Here is a 22,021-nt window from a genome sequence, read left to right as displayed (position 1 = left end):
ATGGATAAAGTAATTTTGGGAAAAACAGGGATCGAGGTAAACAAGAACGGGTTCGGCGCATTGCCGATCCAGCGGATCAGCAAAAAGGACGCCGTGTATCTGCTGCAGAAGGCATTTTACAACGGGATCAACTATTTTGACACGGCAAGGGCCTACTCGGACAGCGAGGAGAAGATGGGAGCGGCTTTCGAGTACACGAGGGACAGGATCGTGATCAGCACAAAGACCGCGGCGCAGAACGCGGAGGATATGTGGAAGGATCTGGAGGAGAGCCTTACAAAGCTGAAAACGGATCACATCGACATCTATCAGTTCCACAATCCGGCCTTCTGCCCGAAGCCGGGCGATGAATCCGGCCTGTATGACGCGGCTCTGGAGGCAAAGAAGCAGGGAAAGATCCTGCATATCGGCATTACGAACCACCGCATCGCCGTGGCGAAGGAAGCCATTGAATCCGGCCTGTACGATACGCTGCAGTTCCCCTTCTCCTACCTGGCTGCAGACGCGGATCTGGAGATTGTGGAGATGTGCAGGAAGGCCGGCATGGGCTTTATCGCCATGAAAGGGCTGGCCGGCGGCCTGATCCACAATTCCGCCTGCGCCTACGCCTACATGAACCAGCCTCAGTTCGCCCATGTGGCGCCGATCTGGGGCGTGCAAAGGGAGCGCGAGCTGGATGAGTTCCTCTCTTACCAGGACTGCCCGCCTGCTCTTGACGGGGCGCTCCTTGCGGAGATCGAGAAGGACAGGAAGCAGCTCTCCGGCGATTTCTGCAGGGGCTGCGGATACTGCATGCCCTGTCCGGCCGGGATCTCGATCAATGACTGTGCGAGAATGAGCCTGATGCTGCGGCGCGCGCCCCAGGAGGGATGGCTTTCACCTGAGTGGCAGGAGAAGATGAAGAAGATCGAGGGCTGCCTCCACTGCGGAAAGTGCATGAGCAAATGTCCCTACGGGCTGAACACACCGGAACTGCTTGCGAAGAATTACGAGGACTACAAGACATTTCTGAAATAAATTTTGCAGAAGGGAAAGAGGATGATCAGAAAATTTGAGGAGAGAGACCTGGAGACGGTTATGGAACTCTGGCTTGCGGGTAATCTGCAGGCTCACAGCTTCATACCGGAACGGTACTGGAAGGACAGCCGGGAGCTTGTGAAAGACCTCCTGCCAGGTGCTTCGCTCTATGTGTACACGGAGGAGACAGGTCGTCCGGACGGCTTTATCGGTCTGAGCGGGGACTATATCGAGGGGATCTTTGTGAGAGGGGAGAAGCGGTCATGCGGCATCGGCGCCGCCCTCCTGGACTTTGCAAAGGAAGGGCACGGTGTCCTCACCCTCCGCGTATATCAGAAAAATGAGCGGGCCGTGAAGTTTTATCTGAGAAACGGGTTCCGTATCCGGCGGGAGGAGCTGGATGAGGGAACCGGAGAGAAAGAGTATGAGATGGTGTGGAAAGGAGAGGGAGGACAATGAGAGATGCGGAAAAGACGATAGGAAATATGGCGGAGAAGGGGCGCTACTACAGCAATATGAAGTCTGAGGATTTTGAAATCTGAGTGGGTTGCCTGCATTTTCTTGACAATATGTGATATATACCATATAATTAAATAAAATAAGCGGAAGAAAAATGAATAATTTTAGCGTAGAATTTTTTACAAAAGATAATGGTGAAAAACCTGCAAAAGAGTTCCTGTTGAGTCTTGAACCCAAGATGAGAGCAAAATTGATGGGGATTATCGAAATCCTCGAAGAAAAAGGGAATGCTTTGAGAGAACCATATAGCAAGCATATCGAGAATGAAATATTTGAAATACGGGGAAAAATTGGAACCGATATTTCCAGGGTATTGTATTTCTTCTATTATGATCAGCGTATTATATTAACAAATGGTTTTATAAAAAAATCACAGAAGACGCCAAAAGGCGAAATCAGACTGGCAAACAAATACCGATTAGAATTTTTGGAAAGGAATTGCCATAATGAGTGAATTTAAAGACTTTTTGAATGAACAATTAAAAGAGGATGAATTCCGAAAAGAATATGATGCGTTACAGCCTGAATTTGATATTATTCGGGCTATTGTGGAAGCGAGAACCTCTCAAAATCTGACACAAAAAGAGTTGGCTGAAAGAACAGGTATTAATCAGGCGGATATCAGTAAATTAGAAAATGGAACCCGTAATCCTTCCCTAAAATTGTTAAAAAGATTAGCAGATGGCATGGGTATGGATTTGAAGCTTTCCTTTGTCCCCAAAAAACATATGTAACAATATTATAATACCGATAAATGGTCCCCGGAGAATTTCCGGGGATTTTTGTGCGGAAGGGAAAGAGGATGTATATCATATACGTATGGATACCGACCGCAACATCTGGTATAATAATAAAACATGAATTTACCAGACTACGCAGAAGAAAGGCAGGCAAGAACAAATGAAGAGCAATCTGACAAGAGAGGAAGCGCTGGAGCTTCTGAAGACATATAACAGGGAGCCATTCCACATCCAGCACGCTCTGACAGTGGAGAAGGTGATGCGCTGGTACGCCCGGGAACTGGGGTACGGCGCTGAGGAGGAGTACTGGGGGATCACAGGGCTTCTCCACGATATCGACTTTGAACTCTACCCGGAGGAGCACTGCCGGAAAGCGCCGGAACTCCTTCGAAAGGCCGGAGTGGGGGAGGACATGATCCATTCTGTGTGCTCCCACGGCTACAGCATCTGCTCCGAGGAGGAGCCGTCCTGCGAGATGGAGAAGGTCCTCTTTGCGGCGGATGAGCTGACCGGACTGATCTGGGCGGCGGCCTTGATGCGCCCCTCCAGGAGCGTGTCGGACATGGAGGTGTCCAGCGTAAAGAAGAAGTTTAAGGACAAGCGCTTTGCTGCCGGCTGCTCCAGGGATATCATACGGGAAGGGGCGGACATGCTCGGATGGGAACTGAATGAACTGTTCGAGAAGACGCTCCAGGCCATGAAGTCATGCGAGAAGAAGATACAGGAGGAGATGGCAGCCATCAACGGAGAAGAGGAATAATGAACAGAAACGAACAATACACCGAAGGCATTTCTTTTCTTGAGGAAGTCACGGGGAAGCTGAGAGAGAAAATAGAGAAGCTGGACCAGTCTATTCTGGAAGGACAGAAGGACATTGAGAGCATGCACGACTACTACTGGGAAAACTACACGGAGATGGACCAGTACGGATACGAGGACTATGATAACCAGCAGGCCCTCCTCAGGCAGACCAACGCCAACAACGAGCTCCTTCTCAGGCGGAGACGGTTCCGGAGGATGCTGGACTCCCCCTTTTTCGGGCGGGTAGATTTTGTCTACGAGGGCGAGGACGAGGCGGAGGTCTTCTATATCGGGATCGGCAACTTTGCCGAGAACGCGGGCATGACCCCTCTCATCTACGACTGGAGGGCGCCGGTGAGCGGCCTCTTCTACGACTATGACAGGGGACCTGCCTCCTACGAGGCGCCGGCCGGCGTCATGGAGGGGGAGATCACCGCGAAAAGGCAGTACAAGATCCGGAAAGGAAAGCTGATCTACGCCTTTGAGTGCGACACCAAGATCGACGACGAGATCCTGAAGGCGCAGCTTGGTGCAAACGGGGACGTGAAGCTGAAGAACATCGTCAGCACGATCCAGCGGGAGCAGAATGCCATCATCCGCAATACGAAGGATAAGATCCTTGCCATCCAGGGGGTGGCGGGAAGCGGAAAGACCTCGGTAGCGCTCCACCGGATCGCCTACCTCCTCTACCACGACAGGGAGAACCTTACGTCCAGGGACGTCCTCATCCTGTCGCCCAACAGCGTCTTTGCGGATTACATTGCACATATCCTCCCGGAACTGGGGGAGGAGCCGGTGCAGGAGATGAGCTTTGACCTGTTTGCCTACCGGGAACTGCAGGACGCGGCCGCGGACTGCGAGGACCGCTGGCATCATCTGGAGCGGAGCATGCGTTTCCCGGATCCCCGGGGAGAGCGGTTGTTCCGGCGCAAACAGTCTGAGGAGATGAGCGGACAGATCGAAGGGTTCCTGGCATTGCTGGAAGACAGCCTCATGGATTTCAGGGACGTGGAATTCAAAGGGCTGAAGAAGTCAGAGAGCGACATCATCCAGCTTTTTTACTTTAAATTCCAGGATATCCCCCTGCTGCGGCGGATGGACGCGGTGATGGCATACTGCGTGGACGAGTATGAGACCCTGCGGGGGCGTGATCTTGCCGAGGAAGAGCTGGAGATCGTGCGCCAGAAGTTTGACAGCATGTATGTGACAAAGGACCTCTATGAGATCTATAACATGCTCCTGGACGACTGCGGGTATGAGCGTCTGGCAGACGTGCCCCGGGAGAAGCGCGTGATCGCGTACGAGGATGTATTTCCCATGCTGTATCTCAAGTACAGGCTGCTTGGGAGGGGCGCCCACAGGCGTGTGAAGCATCTGGTCATTGACGAGATGCAGGATTACTCCTACATGCAGTACCGCATTCTGGCGGAGCTCTTTTCCTGCAGTATGACGATCCTGGGAGATAAGTACCAGACGCTGGACAATGAGATGCAGGACGTGCTGACCTTTCTTCCCAGAGTCCTCGGCCGGAAGGTGCGCCGGATCACGATGGATAAAAGCTACCGCAATACGGTGGAAATCGCATCCTATGCGGCCGGGCTGCATGGAGCGGAGGTGCCGGAACTGCTGGAGCGGCATGGGAAGGACGTGGAGGAAGCGTCGTTTGTCCGGGAGGAGGATCTCCTTGCACGGATCACGGAGCGGCTGCGCGTCGGAGGGGAGGACGGGTTTGAGACAGCCGCCGTCCTTGCCATGACGGAGGAGGAGGCCTTTGACACAGCCCGGCTTCTTGCAAACCGCGGCCTTGACGTCTCCTACATTGACCGGGATTCCAGCACGTTTCGGCCCGGGCTGACAGTGACGACCTTCTATCTGGCGAAAGGCCTGGAATTTGACCAGGTGTTCACGGTCTGGGATGCAAAAAAGGAGAACCCGCTCCTGGCGCAGGCGAAGTACATCTGCGCGACGCGGGCTCTCCATGAGCTCTACATGTTTGAACTTTCTTAAATCAGTCTGCGACAGGGCGGGTGGAAGCCAGATCCCTGCGGTACAGAAGAAGGCCGGTTCCCATGGTGACGAGCTCTGCCGCCGGGAAGGCAAGCCAGATGCCGGTGCTGCCAAAGGCGAGGGGCAGCGCCCAGGCGAAGGCGATGACCAGGACGCACCCCCGCATCAGGCACAGCGTCAGGGACTGCACCGACTTCGCCACGGCCTGGAAGTAGCAGATGAACACCATATTCACGCCCAGGAAGAGAAAACCGGTAAAATAGATCCGCACAGCCGGGGCAGCCAGGTGCAGGATCTCCTCGCCTGGGGTGAGGAAGATGCGGGTGAAGAAGTTTGGCACCACAAGTCCGAGGATCACCGGCACGGCGCAGATCACAAGGGATGTGCGCAGGGACAGGGACTGGACTTTCAGGATCCGCTCTCTTTGGCCGGCGCCGTGATTGATGGAGAGGATGGGCTGCGCCGCCTGCTCCACGCCCTTGCACAGGCAGATGACCACCAGGGCCGTGTTGCTGATGACGCCGTACACGGTAACCCCTGTGTTGCCAAGATAGCGAATGAGCTGCAGGTTGAAGAAGAAGATCGTAAAGCCGGAGGCAGCCTCGATGACAAAGCTTGTAAAGCCGTTGGCAAAGATGCGTCCGACAAAGACCGGCCGGAATCCCTTCAGCGAGAACCTGAGCTGGTTCTTCTTTGAGAAGAAGTGGGTGCACAGGATCGCCACCGTCGTACCGGAGCCGATGACCGTTGCTATGGCCGCCCCTGCCATTCCCATGTCCATGGGAAAGACGAAGACGATGTCCAGGATGATGTTGATGACGCCGCCTGCAATGACGCCGCACATGGCCAGCTTAGGTGCGCCGTCGTTGCGGATGAATGTCTGCAGGAAAGAGGAGCAGAAGTAGGTGCCCATGCCCCAGATGATGTAGGGGATATAGTCCATGATATAGGGCATCGTCTCCTGCGTACCGCCCAGGAACCAGGCCAGGTCTTCCATGAAGACCGTGCAGGGTATAAGACAGATGAGAAACAGACCAAGATTCAGGAGAAGGGCCGCCGAGAAGCAGGCGTTCCCTTCTTCTTTTCTGCCTTTCCCGCGGCAGATGGACATGAGGACAGAGCCGCCCACGCCGCACAGGAGCCCCAGGCCAAAAAATACATTGTAGATGGGAAGGGCGATGTTGAGCGCCGCCAGGGCGGTCTCGCCCAGCCGCTTCCCGACGATGATCGTGTCGGCCAGCACGTAGATGGATGTGACCATCGTGCCGCAGATGGCCGGGATGAGATAGCGGAAGAATATCTCCCGGACAGGTCTTTTGATAAATTCGTTTGTATCCATAGAAACAGCTCCTTATCATGCTTATGTGCGCTAAGAGACAGTCTATCATATACCATCAAAAATGGGAAGAAAGATATAAAATTCCGAAAATAAGGCAGCGAAAAGCAGAATTTATTGACAATATAATTTCTGTACTATAAGATGAAGATAGCCATTATACAAGGCACATGATTTTCAGTACAGGGACAGGTGATACATATGGATCAGGAGAGGATCAGCCGGCAGTTCGACTTTATACGGGAGATCGACCGGGAGAAATTCATCGGCAGACAGACCTACCTCACGGACGGACAGAGAAAGGAAAACGATGCAGAGCACGCCTGGCATATGGCTGTGATGACCCTCCTTCTCTCCGAGTATGCAAACGAGGCGATCGATGTCCTGAAGACCATCACCATGCTTCTCATCCACGATATCGTGGAGATCGACGCAGGCGATACCTATGCCTACGACGAGGATGCCAAAAGGACCCAGAAGGAGCGGGAACAGAAGGCGGCGCAGCGGCTGTACGGTCTGCTTCCACAGGACCAGGGCGAGAAGCTGCGGCTGCTCTGGGAGGAGTTTGAAGCCTGCGAGACCCCGGAAGCCCGGTTTGCCCGCTGCATGGACAACCTGCAGCCCATGATGCTCAACGCGGCGACAGACGGCAAAGCATGGACAGAGCACGGGGTGGAGCTTTCCCAGATACTGAAACGGAACAGCCATACCTGCAGAGGATCACAAGAGCTGTGGGACTACGCCCTTGAGAACTGGATCCGCCCCAATCTGGAGGCAGGACGGATCCGGCGCGGGGATCAGGAGTAAAAGGAGGAACGCATCTATGGATGGAAAAGCAATGTACAGATTAAGCTATGGTCTCTTTGTGGTGACTGCAAAGGAGGGGGACCGGGACAACGGCTGCATCACCAACACGGCCGGCCAGGTAACGACCACGCCAAACCGCATCACACTTGCCGTAAACAAGGGCAATTTCACGCATGATATGATCCTGCGGACCGGGGAATTCAACGTCTCCATCCTCTCGGAGCAGGCCGACTTTGAGATCTTCAAACATTTTGGCTTCCAGAGCGGACGCGACGTGGACAAATTTGCAGACTATAAAGCCGCGAAGCGGGCCGGAAACGGCATTTACTATATCACGGAGGGAACGAACGCCTACCTCAGCGCAAAAGTGGCAGGCACCATGGATCTGGGCACACACACCCTGTTCCTGGCAGATGTGACAGACGGCGAAGTCCTGGATGGCGCGTCGTCAGCGACCTACGCCTACTACCAGTCAAGCATCAAGCCGGCGCCGCAGAAGAAGGAAGAGAAGAAGGGATGGCGCTGCAGGATCTGCGGCTACATCTACGAAGGAGACGTGCTCCCGGACGATTTTGTATGTCCCATCTGCAAGCACGGCGCCTCGGATTTTGAAAAAATCTGACAGACATATCCCCGTATAGAAAGCGTATGCCCCGCATAGACTGAACAGAAAGCTATGTGGGGCATGCGTCATGAAACGGGAAAAAAAAGAGGAAGATATGCTGCTTCGCGGACGCATGGCGGATGCCGCGGAAATTCCCAGGGAGCTGGCCCTTTCCCTTCCCGTCCTGCGCGCTGTCGGGCGCCAGGAGATCCGGATCGAGAATTACAGGGGGATCCGGGAATATACGCAGGAACTGATCCGCATCAGCACAAAAAGCGGGGAGATCAGGCTGACAGGGAGACGTCTTGGCATCGAGTACTACACGAACGCGGAGATGAAGATCACAGGCCTTGTCAGCGCCATCGAATACAGGCAGCAAAAGGAGGGGTAGCGTTGGTCCTGTCCATCGTACGCTGGGTGAAGGGGTATCTCAGGATCCGCGCGGAGGGGTATTCGCCGGAGCGCTTTCTGAATGCCTGCAGATACCGCGGGATCGATCTGTGGGGACTCAAGTCCGCCGGCGGAGCCTATGAGATGTATATCTCACTTGAGGATTTCCGGAAAAGCGGGACGTTCCTGCGCAAGACAGGTACAAGGGTGAAGGTCCGCAGACGGCATGGCCTCCCCTTTTTTTTATACCGTTTCAGAAGGAGAAAACTCTTTTTCGCCGGGGCCTTTCTCGGCGCGTCCCTGCTCTATATCCTGTCCCTCTTCATATGGGAGATCGACATTGAGGGGAACCGGGAGAGGACAGACGAAGCTATCCTCTCTTTTCTGCACACAGAGGACATCTACTGCGGTATGGCGTCAGGAGATGTGGACTGCAGCCGGATCTCCGAAGAATTAAGGAGAAAATTTGATGACTTTGTCTGGGTCTCCGCCGCCGTCGACGGGACAAAACTGATCATCCGTGTAAAAGAAAATGAAGTGGGGACAGAAGAAAAAAATGTGTCCGGGGAGGAGAGGGGGACGGATCTGACGGCGGAGAGGGACTGCAGGATCGTGTCCATTGTGACGCGGAAGGGCACGCCGTCCGTCCGGGCCGGCGCGGAAGTAAAGAAGGGGCAGATCCTGGTGAGCGGGCGGATGGATCTTACGGATGACGCAGGGGAAGTGACCGGATACCGGTACACGCAGGCGCAGGCCGACATCACGGGAGAGTACCGGATCTCCTACGAAGACACGCAGGAAAGAAGCGTTACGGTCAGAGACTATGTCTATGACCGGGGCAGCCAGATCCGGCAGAAGGAATATTTCCTGCGGATCGGAGCGTGGACGCTGACCTTTGGATCCGTAAAGAACAGCTATCCGGATCAAGAGTATCATACAGAAGAGAAACAGCTTTTCCATGACAGCGCATTCGCCTTCCCTGTCTTTTACGGTGTGCGGGAGGCTGTTCCCTGCAGCCTGCGAAAGGAGACGCGAAGCGACGGGCAGCTCAGGGAAATCTTAAGCGCACGGTTTCAGAGAGCCTGCCGGGACATGGAAAAAAAGGGACTGGAAATTGTGGAGAATGATGTTAAAATATACACAGAGCAAAATGCGGCGTCCGCAAAAGGTACGGTCACCGTGCGAGGCCCTGTGGGAACGGCATCGGATTCACAGATCCTCCCGGAGCCGGAGGCGGCAGGCCGGACAGAAAGGGAAGACTGAGACAAAATGGGAATGCATGAACGGACGATCGATATCCCGGCGGAATACCAGATGCAGGTGTTCGGCCAGTTCGACAGCTTTGCAAAGAAGATCGAGCGCGCGCTTCACGTGACGCTCATCCCGCGGGGCGATACAGTAAAGATACTCGGAGATGAAAGGCAGGCGGCGAAGGCGGAGAGTGTGCTCTCCCAGCTCCTTGCGCTGGCCAGGAGAGGCACGGAGATCCGGGAACAGAATGTGGACTACACCCTGTCCCTCTCCATGGAAGACCAGGAGGAGAAGGTGCTGGAGATCGACAGGGATATGATCTGCCATACGCTCCAGGGGAAACCGATCAAGCCAAAGACGCTCGGCCAGAAGAAATATGTGGACGCCATCCGCGAGAAGATGATCGTCTTCGGCCTTGGGCCTGCGGGAACGGGAAAGACATATCTTGCCATGGCCATGGCGATCACCGCATTTAAGAACAACGAGGTGGGCCGGATCATCCTCACCCGGCCGGCTATTGAGGCGGGGGAGAAGCTTGGCTTTCTGCCCGGGGATCTGCAGAGCAAGATCGATCCGTACCTGCGGCCGCTCTACGACGCCCTCTACCAGATCATGGGAGCGGAGAGCTTCCTTAAGAATTCCGAGAAGGGACTCATCGAGGTGGCTCCCCTTGCCTACATGCGCGGGCGGACGCTGGACAATGCCTTCATCATCCTGGATGAGGCGCAGAATACGACGCCGGCCCAGATGAAGATGTTCCTGACCCGCATCGGTTTCGGATCCAAGGTAGTCATCACCGGCGACGCCACCCAGAAGGACCTTCCGTCCGGACAGACATCCGGCCTGGATGTGGCGGTCAGCGTGGTGAAGAACATAGAGGACATCAGCATCTGCCAGCTGACGAGCAGGGATGTGGTCCGTCACCCGCTTGTGCAGCGGATCGTCAAGGCGTACGAGGAGTATGAGGCAAAGGCGGACGCGAAGAAATTCAGAGGAAAAGACAGAAGGAGAAGATAAATGGCACTGTATTTTGAGGAAGAAGGGAGCCTGCGCCTTCCGCTTCCCTGCGAGGAGCTCGCGCGGGAAGTCGTGGACGCGGCTCTTGACTATGTGGGCTGTCCCTACGAGGCGCAGGTAAACCTCCTGCTGACGACAGACGAACAGATCCACGAGATGAACCGGCAGTTCCGCGGGATCGACCGGCCGACAGATGTGCTTTCCTTCCCCATGGTGGAGTATGAGGCGCCCGGGGAATTCGGATTTCTGGAGGATGAGGAGGACTGCTTTGACCCGGAAAGCGGGGAGCTCGTTCTGGGCGACATCGTGATCTCCAAGGAGAGGGTCCTGGAGCAGGCCGCGGCTTACGGCCATTCCCCGAAAAGAGAATTTGCTTTCTTAATCGCCCATTCTGTGTTACACTTAACAGGATATGACCACATCGGGGAGGAAGAACGCCTCGTGATGGAGCAGAAGCAAAGAGAGATCCTGGAACAGCTCGGGATTTTACGATAAGAGAAAGTGTGGAGCGGCAAACTATGTCTAGCAAGAACAAAGGAACGAATTTTCTGGCCCAGGGAACGATCCTGGCAGCGGCGGCCATGATCACAAAGGTGGTCGGTCTGGCCTACCGCATCCCCCTTACCAATATCATGGGCAGCGAGGGAAACGGCTACTACGGCGTTGTGTTCCAGGTGTACAGCCTGGCGCTGATGCTCACTTCCTACAGCCTTCCCATGGCTGTGTCAAAGCTCGTGTCCGCGCGGGTATCTACAGGACAGTATAAAAATGCGTACCGGGTCTTCAAGGGAGCCATGAGCTTCGGGATTGTGTCGGGCGGTATCGTGACCGCCATTGTCTTTTTCGGGGCCAGCTTTATTTCGGAGCATATCCTGAAGATGGGAATGAGCGTCTACGCCCTGCGCGTCCTGGCCCCCTGTATCCTGATCGTCGCCATCCTCGGTGTGCTGCGGGGCTTTTTCCAGGGCTACGGCACCATGATCCCGACGGCGGTCTCCCAGGTGGCAGAGCAGCTCATCAACGCGATCGTAAGCGTGGTGGGGGCCTACCTTCTCATGCGGACCGGGCAGGCTATGGCCTCCGGGGCCCAGAAGGAGACTTACGGCGCGGCGTTCGCGGCCGCGGGCGCTACGCTGGGTACAGTGATCGGCGCCCTGACAGCGCTCCTCTTCCTCCTGTTTGTCTTCGGGGCTTACCGGACAAGGCTGAAGCGGCAGATGCGGCGGGACCGGACACGGCGGCAGGAGAGTATGGGACAGGTGTACAAGATCCTCCTGCTCACCATCGCACCGGTCATTCTGAGTGCAACAGTGTATAATATCTGCAACATTGTGGATCAGACGATGTTTTCCAATATCATGGCCGCCCAGGGCATGGCGGAGAAGGAGTACACCTCCCTTCTTGGCATGCTGAACGGGCAGTACGACACCATGACGAACATCCCCTTAAGCGTGGCCAGCGCACTGGCCGCCTCCTTCATCCCGAGTCTGGTGGCCACCATACAGACCGGGAACCGGAAGCAGATCCACAGCAAGATCAATATGGTCTCCCGGTTCAACATGCTGATCGCCATCCCCTGCGCGGCGGGCTTTATCACGCTGGCGGGGCCGATCCTGGATCTTCTGTACTTCACACAGGACAACGCCATCCCGGCGCTGATGCTCCGGATCGGCGGTATTTCCGTTGTGTTTTTCTGCCTCTCCACTGTGACGAACGCGGCGCTGCAGGGGCTGGACTATATGGCAAAGCCGGTAAAGAACGCGGCGGTCTCTCTTGTGATCCACATTGTGGCGCTCTTTATCATGCTTGTCGTCTTTAAATGGGAGATTTACTCCATTCCCATCAGCAAGATTGTTTTTGCCGCTTCCATCTGTATCCTGAATGCCCATGATCTCCGGGAAACATGCGGATATATACAGGAACGACGGAAGACCTTTGTGATCCCCTGCATCGCGGCGGTGATCATGGGCGTGATCGCCCTCCTTGTGCATCTTCTCTGCGAACTCTTCATCGGACCGATGGCCGCGGCTGTGTTCGCTATTATTGCAGCAGTGATCGCCTATGGAGTCAGTCTCGTCGGACTTGGCGGCGTCACGGAGGAAGAACTCCTGGCAGCGCCGAAGGGGGCCCTGCTTGTGACTGTATGTCGGAAGCTTCACCTGATCCGGGGCGGTTACCGGTAGGAAGCTGTATAAATTGTGAGAGAAAAGCCGATACTCTACTAAAAAAGGAGTTGTCCTTATGAAGAAAAAGTTGAGTGTCGGTTTTTTCACGGCAGCTCTGGCTGCCTTTATCCTCCTGGCATGCGCCTATCATTTCACGTACGAGAAGGCGCTGGAGAGGGCCGGGGATGCGTCTCTTGCCGCAAGGACCGAAGAGGGCGGCGATACGAAAGAAAGCCCGTCTGTCGAGACAGAGGGGAGTGCTGTGAAAGAGGATACCTACTGCCTGCTTGAGGAGAACGGGTATGTGGTCGTCTATCTGGGCGACAGGGAGACGGTCTACGACTACACGAGCATCGAGGTGGCGTCTCTTCCGGCCGGCCTGCAGCATGAGATCAAGAACGGAAAATACGTTGGGAGTACCCAGATGCTGTACAGTTTCCTGGAAAACTACAGCAGCTAGAAAGGAACAAACTATACCATGGATGAAAAGAAGATCAAACGGATCAACGAACTGTATCACAAATCAAAAGCAGAAGGACTGACAGACGCGGAACATAAGGAGCAGCAGCTCCTCCGCCAGGAATATATCGCGGCCGTGCGGGAAAATCTCCGCGGCCAGCTCAACAACATCTCGATCCGGGAGAAGGACGGGTCCATCACGGATCTCGGTGAAAAATATGGAAGAAAAAGAGGAAATTAGGCGCCGGATGCTCCGGGCCCGCGCATCCGTGTGTGCTTCGGAGTGGGCGGATAAGACAGAATCCATCCGCAGGAGGGTCCGGTCCCATCCCTGGTTCCTGGGGGCGGATACCATATACTGCTATATGGATTTCCGCCGGGAGGCCGGCACCCGCGGGATCATGGAGGACGCGTGGAAGCTCGGGAAAAAAGTAGCTGTCCCGCGGACCGGAAAAGAGGATATCACATTCTGGTACATCGACTCCCCGGATGAGACTGCGCCGGGGACTTTCGGCGTCCTGGAGCCGGATCCGGTCTGCCGGGCAGACGGAAGCGACGGCCTTGTGCTCCTTCCGGGCGCTGCCTTTGACCTGCGGGGAAACCGGATCGGCTACGGGAAGGGGTACTACGACCGGTACCTGCACAGCCACCCCCGCCTTCAGACGATGGCCATCGCCTTTGACTTCCAGGTGCTGGAGCGGATCCCGGCGGGATCTTTTGACGTGCAGGTGCAGATGATCGCAACAGAAAGACGGCTCATAGAGATCGGAAAAAGGAGAGAAGAAAGATGATAGAGAAACTTCCGGGCGACCCGGTGCTCATGCTGGGCGTGGTAAACACGAAGCTGCGTGACTTTTACAGGGATCTGGACGATCTCTGCGACGACATGCAGGTGGATAAAGCACAGATCACGAATGTACTGAAAGGAATCGATTATGAGTATGACAGATCCAGAAATCAGTTTGTATAGCGCAGCCCCCGCAAGCGAGCCGGAGCGCCAGTACTATTTCATGGACAGGGCAAAGGAGCTCGTAAAAGAGGCGTCCGAGCGGGCGGGACGCGCGCTCACTTTCCACGTGACGACCTTCGGCTGCCAGATGAACGCGCGGGATTCGGAAAAACTGGAAGGCATCCTGCGCAAAGTGGGATACATAGAGGAAGCGGACGAGGAGAAGGCGGATTTTGTCATCTACAATACCTGCACCGTCCGTGAGAACGCCAACCAGAGGGTGTACGGAAGGCTGGGACAACTGGGACATGCCAAAAAATCCAATCCCCACATGATGATCGCCCTGTGCGGCTGCATGATGCAGGAGCCCCAGGTGGTGGAGAAGCTGAAGAAGAGCTACCGCTTCGTGGATATCATCTTCGGTACACACAACATCTACAAGTTCGCGGAACTGATCGCGGCCCGCATGGAGTCTGACCGGATGGTCATCGACATCTGGAAAGACACGGACCGGATCGTGGAGGATCTGCCGGTGGCGCGGAAATACCCGTTCAAGTCCGGCGTAAACATTATGTTTGGCTGCAATAATTTCTGCAGCTACTGCATCGTTCCCTATGTGCGGGGACGGGAGCGGAGCCGGGATCCGAAGATGATCATACGGGAGATCGAGAAGCTGGCGGCAGACGGCGTGGTGGAAGTCATGCTGCTTGGCCAGAATGTGAATTCCTACGGGAAGACGCTGGACCAGCCCATGACCTTTGCACAGCTTCTTGAGGAGGTGGAGAAGGTGGACGGGATCCGGAGGATCCGCTTCATGACCTCGCACCCGAAAGATCTGTCCGATGAACTGATCGAAGTCATGGGCAGATCAGAGAAAATATGCCGGCATCTCCACCTGCCGCTCCAGTCCGGGAGCAGCCGCATCCTAAAGAAGATGAACCGCAGGTACACGAAGGAGCAGTATCTGGATCTGGTGGACCGGATCCGGGCTGCCGTGCCGGACATCTCCCTCACTACAGATATCATTGTCGGGTTCCCGGGGGAGACGGAGGAAGACTTCCTGGAGACGCTGGATGTGGTGCGCCGTGTCCGCTATGACAGCGCCTTTACATTTATCTACTCAAAGCGCACGGGGACGCCGGCGGCCGCCATGGAGGAGCAGGTGCCCCAGGATGTGGTCAAAGACCGGTTTGACCGCCTTCTTAGAGAGGTGCAGGACATCTCCGCGCAGGTCTGCGCTGTCCACGAAGGCACCGTGCAGGAAGTGCTGGCGGAGAGCGTCAACGACCATGACCCCTCCCTTCTGACCGGACGGATGAGCAACAACCTGCTCGTGCACTTCCCGGGAGATCCCTCCCTGATCGGGCGCCTTGTGAAGGTGCGCCTTGTCACGTGCCGCGGCTTTTACTATCTGGGGGAAATGGTGTAATATCCCATTTATATTCCGGAACGGAAACGCTCACACTATACAGGAATACCTATATAGCGGGGGCGTTTTTTATGGAAAAAACATGGAAGATATGTTGTGAATACCTGTTCCTGTGGATCGTGGGAGGCTGCCTCTACTACGGATTTGAAGTGGTGTTCCGCGGCTTTTCGCACTGGAGCATGTTCGCGCTTGGAGGCATCTGCATGTGCTTTGCCGTCTGGCAGGGCCGGGTGCGGGAGTGGAGGGATCCGATGTGGATCCAGCTTCTGCGCTGCATGGTTTTTGTGACGTCCTGCGAGTTTATCACAGGCATCATCGTAAACAAGTGGCTCGGCTGGCATGTGTGGGACTACACCGGCCTCCCCCTGCAGCTCTTCGGGCAGATCTGCCTGCCTTTCATGCTGCTGTTCGCGCTTCTGTGCGGGATCGGGATCATCCTTGGCGGGCTGCTGCTGTGGAAGGTCTTTGGCGAGAAAAAACCGCGGTTTTTCCTCATTTGATTTGAACCGAAAATGTGGTATACTTAACTATGTATGCCTGCGGTATACGTGCAGAAGACAAGAACAGCAAAGGAGAACTTACATGGCTGAACTGACCCCCATGATGCAGCAGTACATGGAGACAAAACGACAGTATGAGGACTGCATCCTTTTCTATAGACTGGGCGATTTTTACGAAATGTTTTTTGACGATGCGCTGACAGCTTCCCGGGAGCTGGAGATCACCCTGACCGGGAAAAACTGCGGCCTTGAGGAGCGTGCGCCCATGTGCGGCGTGCCGTACCACGCGGTGGACGGATATCTCAACCGACTCGTAAAGAAGGGCTACAAGGTGGCGATCTGCGAGCAGATGGAGGACCCGGCCACAGCCAAAGGGCTTGTCAGGCGGGACGTGGTGCGCATCGTCACGCCGGGCACCAACCTGGACACCCAGGCCCTGGATGAGACAAAGAATAATTATCTTATGTGTGTGGCGTACATCGGGGACCGGTATGGTGTCTCTGTCGCGGATGTGACCACAGGAGAGTACTCGGTGACGGAAGTGGACGAGAGCGGCCAGCTCCTGGATGAGATCAGCCACCTGATGCCCTCGGAGCTGATCTGCAACGAGGCGTTCTACATGAGCGGCATGGATCTGGACGATCTGCGGGACAGGCTCGGCATCACGATCTATGCCCTGGACGCCTGGTATTTTGACGACGCCATCTGCCGCAGGACGCTGGCGGAGCATTTTGGCGTCAGCTCCATGGAGAGCCTTGGCATCGCGGACTATGACTGCGGGATCGTCGGCGCCGGCGCCCTGCTCGTCTACCTGAAGGAGACCCAGAAGACAGATCTGGCGCAGCTCTCCCGGCTGACCAGATATATGCCGGGAAAGTACATGGTGCTGGACAGCTCCACAAGGCGGAATCTGGAGCTGTGCGAGACGCTCCGTGAGAAGCAGAAAAAAGGGTCCCTGTTGTGGGTGCTGGACAAGACAAAGACCGCCATGGGAGCCCGGCTGCTCCGCAAGCAGCTGGAGCAGCCCCTGATCGACAAGCCGGAGATCGAGAAACGGCTGGATGCAGTGGCAGAGCTCCTTGACAACGCCATCTGCAGGGAGGAGCTCAGGGAGTATCTGACGCCGGTCTACGATCTGGAACGCCTCCTCACTAAGATTACATACAGATCAGCCAACCCGCGGGATCTGACAGCCTTTCACAGTTCCCTTTCCATGCTGCCCCATATCCGCTGCATCCTGGGAGACTTGAAGGCGCCGCTCCTCACGGAGATCCTGGAGGAGATGGATCCGCTGGAGGATCTGTGCAGCCTGATCGGCTCTGCCATCTGCGATGATCCGCCGCTGGCCATGAAGGAGGGCGGCATCATCCGCGACGGGTACAGCGGGGAGGTGGACCGGCTCCGCAACGCCAAGACAGAGGGAAAAGACTGGCTGGCGAAGCTGGAGGAGGAGGAGCGGGAGAAGACGGGCATCAAAAACCTGCGGATCCGCTACAACAAGGTATTCGGCTACTATCTGGAAGTGACGAACTCCTTCAGGAACCTTGTGCCGGACTACTATACGCGGAAGCAGACGCTGGCCAACGCAGAGCGCTATATCACGCCCCGCCTCAAAGAGCTGGAAGATACGATCCTGGGGGCGGAGGACAAGCTGTACGCCCTGGAGTATGAACTGTACTGCCAGGTGCGCGACACGGTCGGCCGGGAAGTGGTCCGCATCCAGAACACAGCCGCAGCCGTGGCGAAGCTGGACATGCTGGCCTCCCTTGCCCTTGTGGCGGAGCGCAATCACTACGTGCGCCCGAAGATCAACGAGAAGGGCGTGATCAACATACGGGACGGCAGGCATCCGGTGGTGGAGCGGATGATCCCCAATGACATGTTCATCGCAAACGATACCTATCTGGACGACAAAAAGGACCGGATCTCCATCATCACCGGCCCCAACATGGCCGGGAAATCCACCTACATGCGCCAGAGCGCCCTCATTGTGCTGATGGCGCAGGTCGGTTCCTTTGTGCCGGCCTCCGCTGCCGACATCGGCATCGTGGACCGGATCTTTACACGGGTGGGCGCATCGGACGACCTCGCCTCCGGGCAGAGCACCTTCATGGTGGAGATGACGGAGGTGGCCAACATCCTGCGGAACGCGACCCGGCACAGCCTGCTCATCCTCGACGAGATCGGGCGGGGCACAAGCACCTTCGACGGCCTGAGCATCGCCTGGGCTGTTGTGGAGCACATCAGCAACACGAAGCTGCTGGGAGCCAAGACCCTCTTTGCCACCCACTACCACGAGCTGACGGAGCTGGAGGGCAAGATCGACAACGTCCACAACTACTGCATCGCCGTGAAGGAGAAGGGGGACGACATCGTCTTCCTCCGCAAGATCGTGCAGGGCGGCGCGGACAGAAGCTACGGGATCCAGGTGGCGAAGCTGGCCGGCGTGCCGGAGCCTGTCATCGAGCGGGCCAAGGAGATCGCGGAGGAGCTCTCCTACGCAGATATCACCACGCGGGTCAAGGACATTGCTTCCGCCGGGAAAGAGACAAAGAAGAAGGCGAAGAAGTACGACGAGGTGGATCTGGCGCAGATGTCCCTGTTTGACACGGTAAAGGATGATGATGTGCTGGAAGAGATCAAGAATCTGGATGTCAGCCATCTGACGCCCATCGACGCCCTGAACACACTGTATCAGTTGCAGAACAAATTGAAGAACAGGTGGTAATATGAGCAAAATACAGGTTTTAGACCAGGTGACAATCGACAAGATCGCTGCCGGGGAGGTCATTGAGCGGCCTGCCTCGATCGTAAAGGAACTGCTGGAGAACGCCATCGACGCAGGCGCCACTTCCGTCGCGGTGGAGATACGGGACGGAGGCATTTCCTTTATCCGTGTGACGGACAATGGGTCCGGCATCGAGATGGAGGATATACCTGCCGCGTTCCTGCGGCACTCCACAAGTAAGATCCGCTCGGCGGAGGACCTGTCGAACATCGCCTCCCTCGGGTTCCGCGGCGAGGCGCTCTCCAGCATCGCGGCGGTCTCACAGGTGGAACTGATCACAAAAACGCGGCAGAATCCGTTCGGCGCCTCCTACCGCATCGAGGGCGGGAAGGGAGGTACGCCGGAGGAGACGGGCGCGCCTGACGGGACGACGTTTCTCGTGCGCCAGCTCTTTTACAATACCCCTGCCAGGCGGAAATTTCTGAAGACGCCCATGACAGAGGCCAGCCATGTGTCGGACCTTGTGACAAGGCTCTCCCTTTCCCACCCGGAGATATCCTTCCAGCTGCGCAGCAACGGCCAGTCAAAGCTCCACACATCCGGCAACGGAAACCTGCGGGATGTGATCTACCACGTGTACGGCCGCGAGGTTGCGGCACATCTCCTGGGAGTGGATTTTGAAGGCCGGGGCATCCGGATCACAGGATGCATCGGGGAACCGCTCGTCTCCAGGGGGAACCGGAATTTTGAGACCTATTTTATCAACGGGAGATACGTGAAGAGCAATCTCATCGCGAAGGCCATCGAGGACGCTTACAAAGATTTCCAGATGCAGCACAAGTACCCGTTCACTGTGCTGCATATCACCGTAGATACTGAGATCGTGGATGTGAACGTCCATCCGACCAAGATGGAGGTCCGTTTCCAGAACCAGCAGGACGTGTACAATGCGGTCTGCGAAGCGCTCTCCCGGGCGCTGCACCACGAGGAGCTGATCCCCCGGGTGGAAGTGCCGGATCCTCCGGCTGCCCCTCCCCAGGCAGAGCGTCCGGCAGGAGAGGATCCGATCCGGCGGAACACAGCGCAGAATATCAGAGAGCAGAGTGCACTCTACGAAAAAAAGAGCGCCGCTGAGCCCGAAATTCCCACGGAAGAAAAAAAGCAGAGCGCGCTCCAGGAACCCCGCCGGGACCTGGACTATTTCATGCAAAAGATGCGGGAGAGAGTCCTGTCCTACCATCAGCAGAACGCATCGGCGGAAGTGGCGGACAGAAGCGGCATCCACAGGGCGCCGGCCCAGGCGGACCGGATCCGGGAGGCCGCGAGATACCGGGCGGACGCCGAGAAAACAGAGCACACTCTGGAAGAAAAAGCGCCGGACGCCGAGAAAACAGAGCGCGCTCCAAAAGATGGGCAGACTCCCGGTCAGATGAGCCTGTTCGGAGAAAAGCTTTTAAGTCCACAGGCAGCGCAGACGTACCGGATCATCGGACAGGTATTTGAGACGTACTGGCTTGTGGAATTCCAGGACAATCTCTATATCATTGACCAGCATGCCGCCCACGAGCGGGTGCTGTACGAGCGGACGCTGGCCGGCATGAAGACGAGGGACTTTACCTCCCAGCTGATCAGCCCGCCCATCATCCTGAATCTGACCATGCCGGAGGCACAGCTTCTCGAAACATATATGGATCAGTTTACAAGGATCGGCTTCCAGATCGAGGAGTTCGGACAGGATTCCTACGCCGTGCGCGGTGTGCCTGACAACCTGTTCTCCATTGCCAAGAAGGATCTTCTGATGGAGATGATTGACAGTCTGTCGGATGAGATTTATACTGGACTGGCGTCTGACCTCATAGATGAGAAGATCGCGTCCATGTCGTGCAAGGCGGCTGTCAAGGGGAATATGCATCTGTCCGCAAAGGAGATGGAGGCCCTGATCGGGGAACTCCTGAAGCTGGAAAACCCGTATCACTGCCCCCACGGAAGGCCGACGATCATCGCTATGAGCAGACGGGAACTGGAAAAGAAATTCAAGAGGATCGTGTAATGAAGGAACCGCTTATCATTCTGACAGGCCCCACAGCGGTGGGGAAGACAAAGGCGTCCATCCTGCTGGCGAAACGGATCGGCGGCGCCGTTATCTCAGCGGACTCCATGCAGGTCTACCGGCATATGGATATCGGTTCCGCCAAGATCAGGCCGCAGGAGATGGAGGGCATCCCCCACTATCTTGTGGACGTGCTGGATCCCCGCGAAGAGTTTAACGTGGTCCGTTTTCAGGAGATGGCAAAAGAGGCTGTAAGACAGATCCGCACGGCCGGCCTTGTCCCCATCGTGGTGGGCGGGACCGGATTCTACATCCAGGCGCTTCTCTATGATATTGATTTTGCGGGGGACGGTGAGGATGACCGGATCCGCCGTGAACTGACCGGATTCGCGGCCAGGGAGGGGGCGCAGGCGCTTCACGACCGTCTGGCCGCTGCAGACCCTGCTTCGGCAGAGAAGATCCACCCGAACAATGTGAAGCGGGTGATCCGTGCGCTGGAATTCTACCTGCAGACGGGGAAGCCGATCTCCGCCCACAATGAGGAGGAGCGGCAAAGGCAGTCCCCCTATGATTTCCGGTATTTTGTCCTTACTGACGCGCGGCCCCGCCTCTACGAGAGGATCGACCGCCGGGTGGATCAGATGATGGAAGAGGGGCTTGTGGAGGAAGTGCAGCGCCTGAAGGATATGGGCCTGAAGGAAGGCATGGTATCCATGCAGGGGCTCGGATACAAGGAGATACTGGAGTACCTGGACGGCCGCTGTACGCTGGAGGACGCAGTCTACAGGATCAAGCGGGACACGAGACATTTTGCCAAGCGGCAGATCACCTGGTTTAAGAGGGAGAGAGAGGTGATCTGGATCGACAAAGCCGCCTGCGGCTATGATGATGAAAGGATCGTGGAAACGATGCTTTCCCACATGAAGGGAGTACAAGGGATATGTTCGGAGGATTATTCGGGGGCTCCAAACTGCTGAAGAGGATGAACCCTCTTATGGAGCTCTATTCGTACAGCAAAAATGCGGAAACAACATACCGGGAGCTGCTCGCGCTGGAAAAATACGCCAGGACAAAGGGCGAAAAGGCGCTCTATAACCTGAACCGCGCCGGCATCCTGTACGATATGTACCGGTATGCGGAGGCGGCGGATGTGATGCGGGAGATCCCGTCCATCAATCCGGAGTTCGACGCCCGGTGCGCAAAGATGAAGACAAAGATCATGGCAGCCATGGTAAAAGGAGAACACAGATAA

At 56.1% G+C, this 22,021-nt stretch carries 24 protein-coding genes; 23 read left to right on the top strand and 1 reads right to left on the bottom strand.

Going from position 1 to position 22,021, the window contains the following annotated elements; genetic code table 11:
* The 6 genes from H6A20_RS10345 to H6A20_RS10320 all read left to right on the top strand — a co-directional run bounded on the left by H6A20_RS10345 (position 1) and on the right by H6A20_RS10320 (position 5,084).
* A complete protein-coding gene (locus tag H6A20_RS10345; protein WP_204907052.1) occupies positions 1-1,017 on the top strand; it encodes an aldo/keto reductase in 1,017 nt (338 codons plus the stop codon).
* Positions 1,018-1,038: 21 nt separating this feature from the next.
* Positions 1,039-1,476, top strand: a complete 438-nt coding sequence (locus H6A20_RS10340; protein WP_204907051.1) for a GNAT family N-acetyltransferase — start codon at positions 1,039-1,041, stop codon at positions 1,474-1,476.
* 154 nt (positions 1,477-1,630) lie between these two features.
* Entirely contained in the window at positions 1,631-1,990 is a 360-nt protein-coding gene (locus H6A20_RS10335) for a type II toxin-antitoxin system RelE/ParE family toxin (RefSeq protein ID WP_204907050.1), read from the top strand.
* Complete coding sequence (locus H6A20_RS10330; protein WP_204907049.1) at positions 1,983-2,270, top strand: helix-turn-helix domain-containing protein; 288 nt, start codon at positions 1,983-1,985, stop codon at positions 2,268-2,270. Before H6A20_RS10335 ends, H6A20_RS10330 begins: the two co-directional genes overlap by 8 nt.
* A 166-nt stretch (positions 2,271-2,436) precedes the next feature.
* The gene (locus H6A20_RS10325; protein ID WP_204907048.1) at positions 2,437-3,036 is read left to right on the top strand and encodes an HD domain-containing protein; all 600 of its coding nucleotides are present in this window, start codon (positions 2,437-2,439) and stop codon (positions 3,034-3,036) included.
* Positions 3,036-5,084, top strand: a complete 2,049-nt coding sequence (locus H6A20_RS10320; protein WP_204907047.1) for a HelD family protein — start codon at positions 3,036-3,038, stop codon at positions 5,082-5,084. The genes H6A20_RS10325 and H6A20_RS10320 overlap by 1 nt, the downstream gene beginning before the upstream one ends.
* 1 nt (position 5,085) lies before the next feature.
* On the opposite strand, the gene H6A20_RS10315 is transcribed toward H6A20_RS10320, so the two are convergent.
* On the bottom strand, positions 5,086-6,423 hold the full coding sequence (locus tag H6A20_RS10315) for an MATE family efflux transporter (protein WP_204907046.1): 1,338 nt from the start codon (positions 6,421-6,423) through the stop codon (positions 5,086-5,088).
* A gap of 198 nt (positions 6,424-6,621) precedes the next feature.
* On the opposite strand from H6A20_RS10315, the gene H6A20_RS10310 reads away from it, so the two are divergent.
* From H6A20_RS10310 to H6A20_RS10230, 17 genes are all read left to right on the top strand, one after another.
* Positions 6,622-7,227, top strand: coding sequence for an HD domain-containing protein (locus H6A20_RS10310; protein ID WP_204907045.1), 606 nt, complete (start codon positions 6,622-6,624; stop codon positions 7,225-7,227).
* Between the two features lie 16 nt (positions 7,228-7,243).
* Positions 7,244-7,849 (top strand): flavin reductase, encoded by a 606-nt coding sequence (locus tag H6A20_RS10305; RefSeq protein WP_204907044.1) that lies wholly within the window; start codon positions 7,244-7,246, stop codon positions 7,847-7,849.
* 70 nt (positions 7,850-7,919) lie between these two features.
* A complete protein-coding gene (locus H6A20_RS10300; protein ID WP_204907043.1) occupies positions 7,920-8,222 on the top strand; it encodes a YabP/YqfC family sporulation protein in 303 nt (100 codons plus the stop codon).
* Positions 8,223-8,224: 2 nt separating this feature from the next.
* Entirely contained in the window at positions 8,225-9,484 is a 1,260-nt protein-coding gene (locus tag H6A20_RS10295) for a sporulation protein YqfD (RefSeq protein WP_204907042.1), read from the top strand.
* A 6-nt stretch (positions 9,485-9,490) separates the two neighbouring features.
* Entirely contained in the window at positions 9,491-10,489 is a 999-nt protein-coding gene (locus H6A20_RS10290; protein ID WP_204907041.1) for a PhoH family protein, read from the top strand.
* Positions 10,490-10,984: an rRNA maturation RNase YbeY gene (gene ybeY / locus H6A20_RS10285; RefSeq protein ID WP_204907040.1), complete on the top strand. Its 495-nt coding sequence runs from the start codon at positions 10,490-10,492 to the stop codon at positions 10,982-10,984.
* Between the two features lie 23 nt (positions 10,985-11,007).
* Positions 11,008-12,672 (top strand): putative polysaccharide biosynthesis protein, encoded by a 1,665-nt coding sequence (locus H6A20_RS10280; RefSeq protein ID WP_204907039.1) that lies wholly within the window; start codon positions 11,008-11,010, stop codon positions 12,670-12,672.
* A gap of 58 nt (positions 12,673-12,730) precedes the next feature.
* Positions 12,731-13,114, top strand: a complete 384-nt coding sequence (locus tag H6A20_RS10275) for a BofC C-terminal domain-containing protein (protein ID WP_204907038.1) — start codon at positions 12,731-12,733, stop codon at positions 13,112-13,114.
* Positions 13,115-13,132: 18 nt separating this feature from the next.
* Positions 13,133-13,354, top strand: coding sequence for a DUF896 domain-containing protein (locus H6A20_RS10270; RefSeq protein WP_204907037.1), 222 nt, complete (start codon positions 13,133-13,135; stop codon positions 13,352-13,354).
* The gene (locus tag H6A20_RS10265; RefSeq protein ID WP_204907036.1) at positions 13,332-13,904 is read left to right on the top strand and encodes a 5-formyltetrahydrofolate cyclo-ligase; all 573 of its coding nucleotides are present in this window, start codon (positions 13,332-13,334) and stop codon (positions 13,902-13,904) included. Before H6A20_RS10270 ends, H6A20_RS10265 begins: the two co-directional genes overlap by 23 nt.
* Positions 13,901-14,083: a DUF4250 domain-containing protein gene (locus tag H6A20_RS10260; protein WP_204907035.1), complete on the top strand. Its 183-nt coding sequence runs from the start codon at positions 13,901-13,903 to the stop codon at positions 14,081-14,083. Before H6A20_RS10265 ends, H6A20_RS10260 begins: the two co-directional genes overlap by 4 nt.
* Positions 14,055-15,491 carry a tRNA (N6-isopentenyl adenosine(37)-C2)-methylthiotransferase MiaB gene (miaB, locus tag H6A20_RS10255; RefSeq protein WP_338106678.1) on the top strand — a complete coding sequence of 479 codons (1,437 nt, stop codon included), beginning with the start codon at positions 14,055-14,057 and terminating at the stop codon, positions 15,489-15,491. Before H6A20_RS10260 ends, miaB begins: the two co-directional genes overlap by 29 nt.
* 71 nt (positions 15,492-15,562) lie before the next feature.
* Complete coding sequence (locus H6A20_RS10250) at positions 15,563-15,991, top strand: putative ABC transporter permease (protein WP_204907033.1); 429 nt, start codon at positions 15,563-15,565, stop codon at positions 15,989-15,991.
* An 82-nt stretch (positions 15,992-16,073) separates the two neighbouring features.
* Positions 16,074-18,719 (top strand): DNA mismatch repair protein MutS, encoded by a 2,646-nt coding sequence (mutS, locus tag H6A20_RS10245; RefSeq protein WP_243426206.1) that lies wholly within the window; start codon positions 16,074-16,076, stop codon positions 18,717-18,719.
* Between the two features lies 1 nt (position 18,720).
* On the top strand, positions 18,721-20,769 hold the full coding sequence (gene mutL / locus H6A20_RS10240) for a DNA mismatch repair endonuclease MutL (protein ID WP_204907032.1): 2,049 nt from the start codon (positions 18,721-18,723) through the stop codon (positions 20,767-20,769).
* Positions 20,769-21,746: a tRNA (adenosine(37)-N6)-dimethylallyltransferase MiaA gene (gene miaA / locus H6A20_RS10235; RefSeq protein WP_204907031.1), complete on the top strand. Its 978-nt coding sequence runs from the start codon at positions 20,769-20,771 to the stop codon at positions 21,744-21,746. Before mutL ends, miaA begins: the two co-directional genes overlap by 1 nt.
* Positions 21,710-22,021 (top strand): hypothetical protein, encoded by a 312-nt coding sequence (locus H6A20_RS10230; protein ID WP_204907030.1) that lies wholly within the window; start codon positions 21,710-21,712, stop codon positions 22,019-22,021. Before miaA ends, H6A20_RS10230 begins: the two co-directional genes overlap by 37 nt.

Origin of the sequence: Mordavella massiliensis (assembly GCF_016901695.1) — a bacterium.
Classification (GTDB): domain Bacteria; phylum Bacillota; class Clostridia; order Lachnospirales; family Lachnospiraceae; genus Claveliimonas; species Claveliimonas massiliensis_A.
This window is presented reverse-complemented; position numbering and strand designations above follow the sequence as displayed.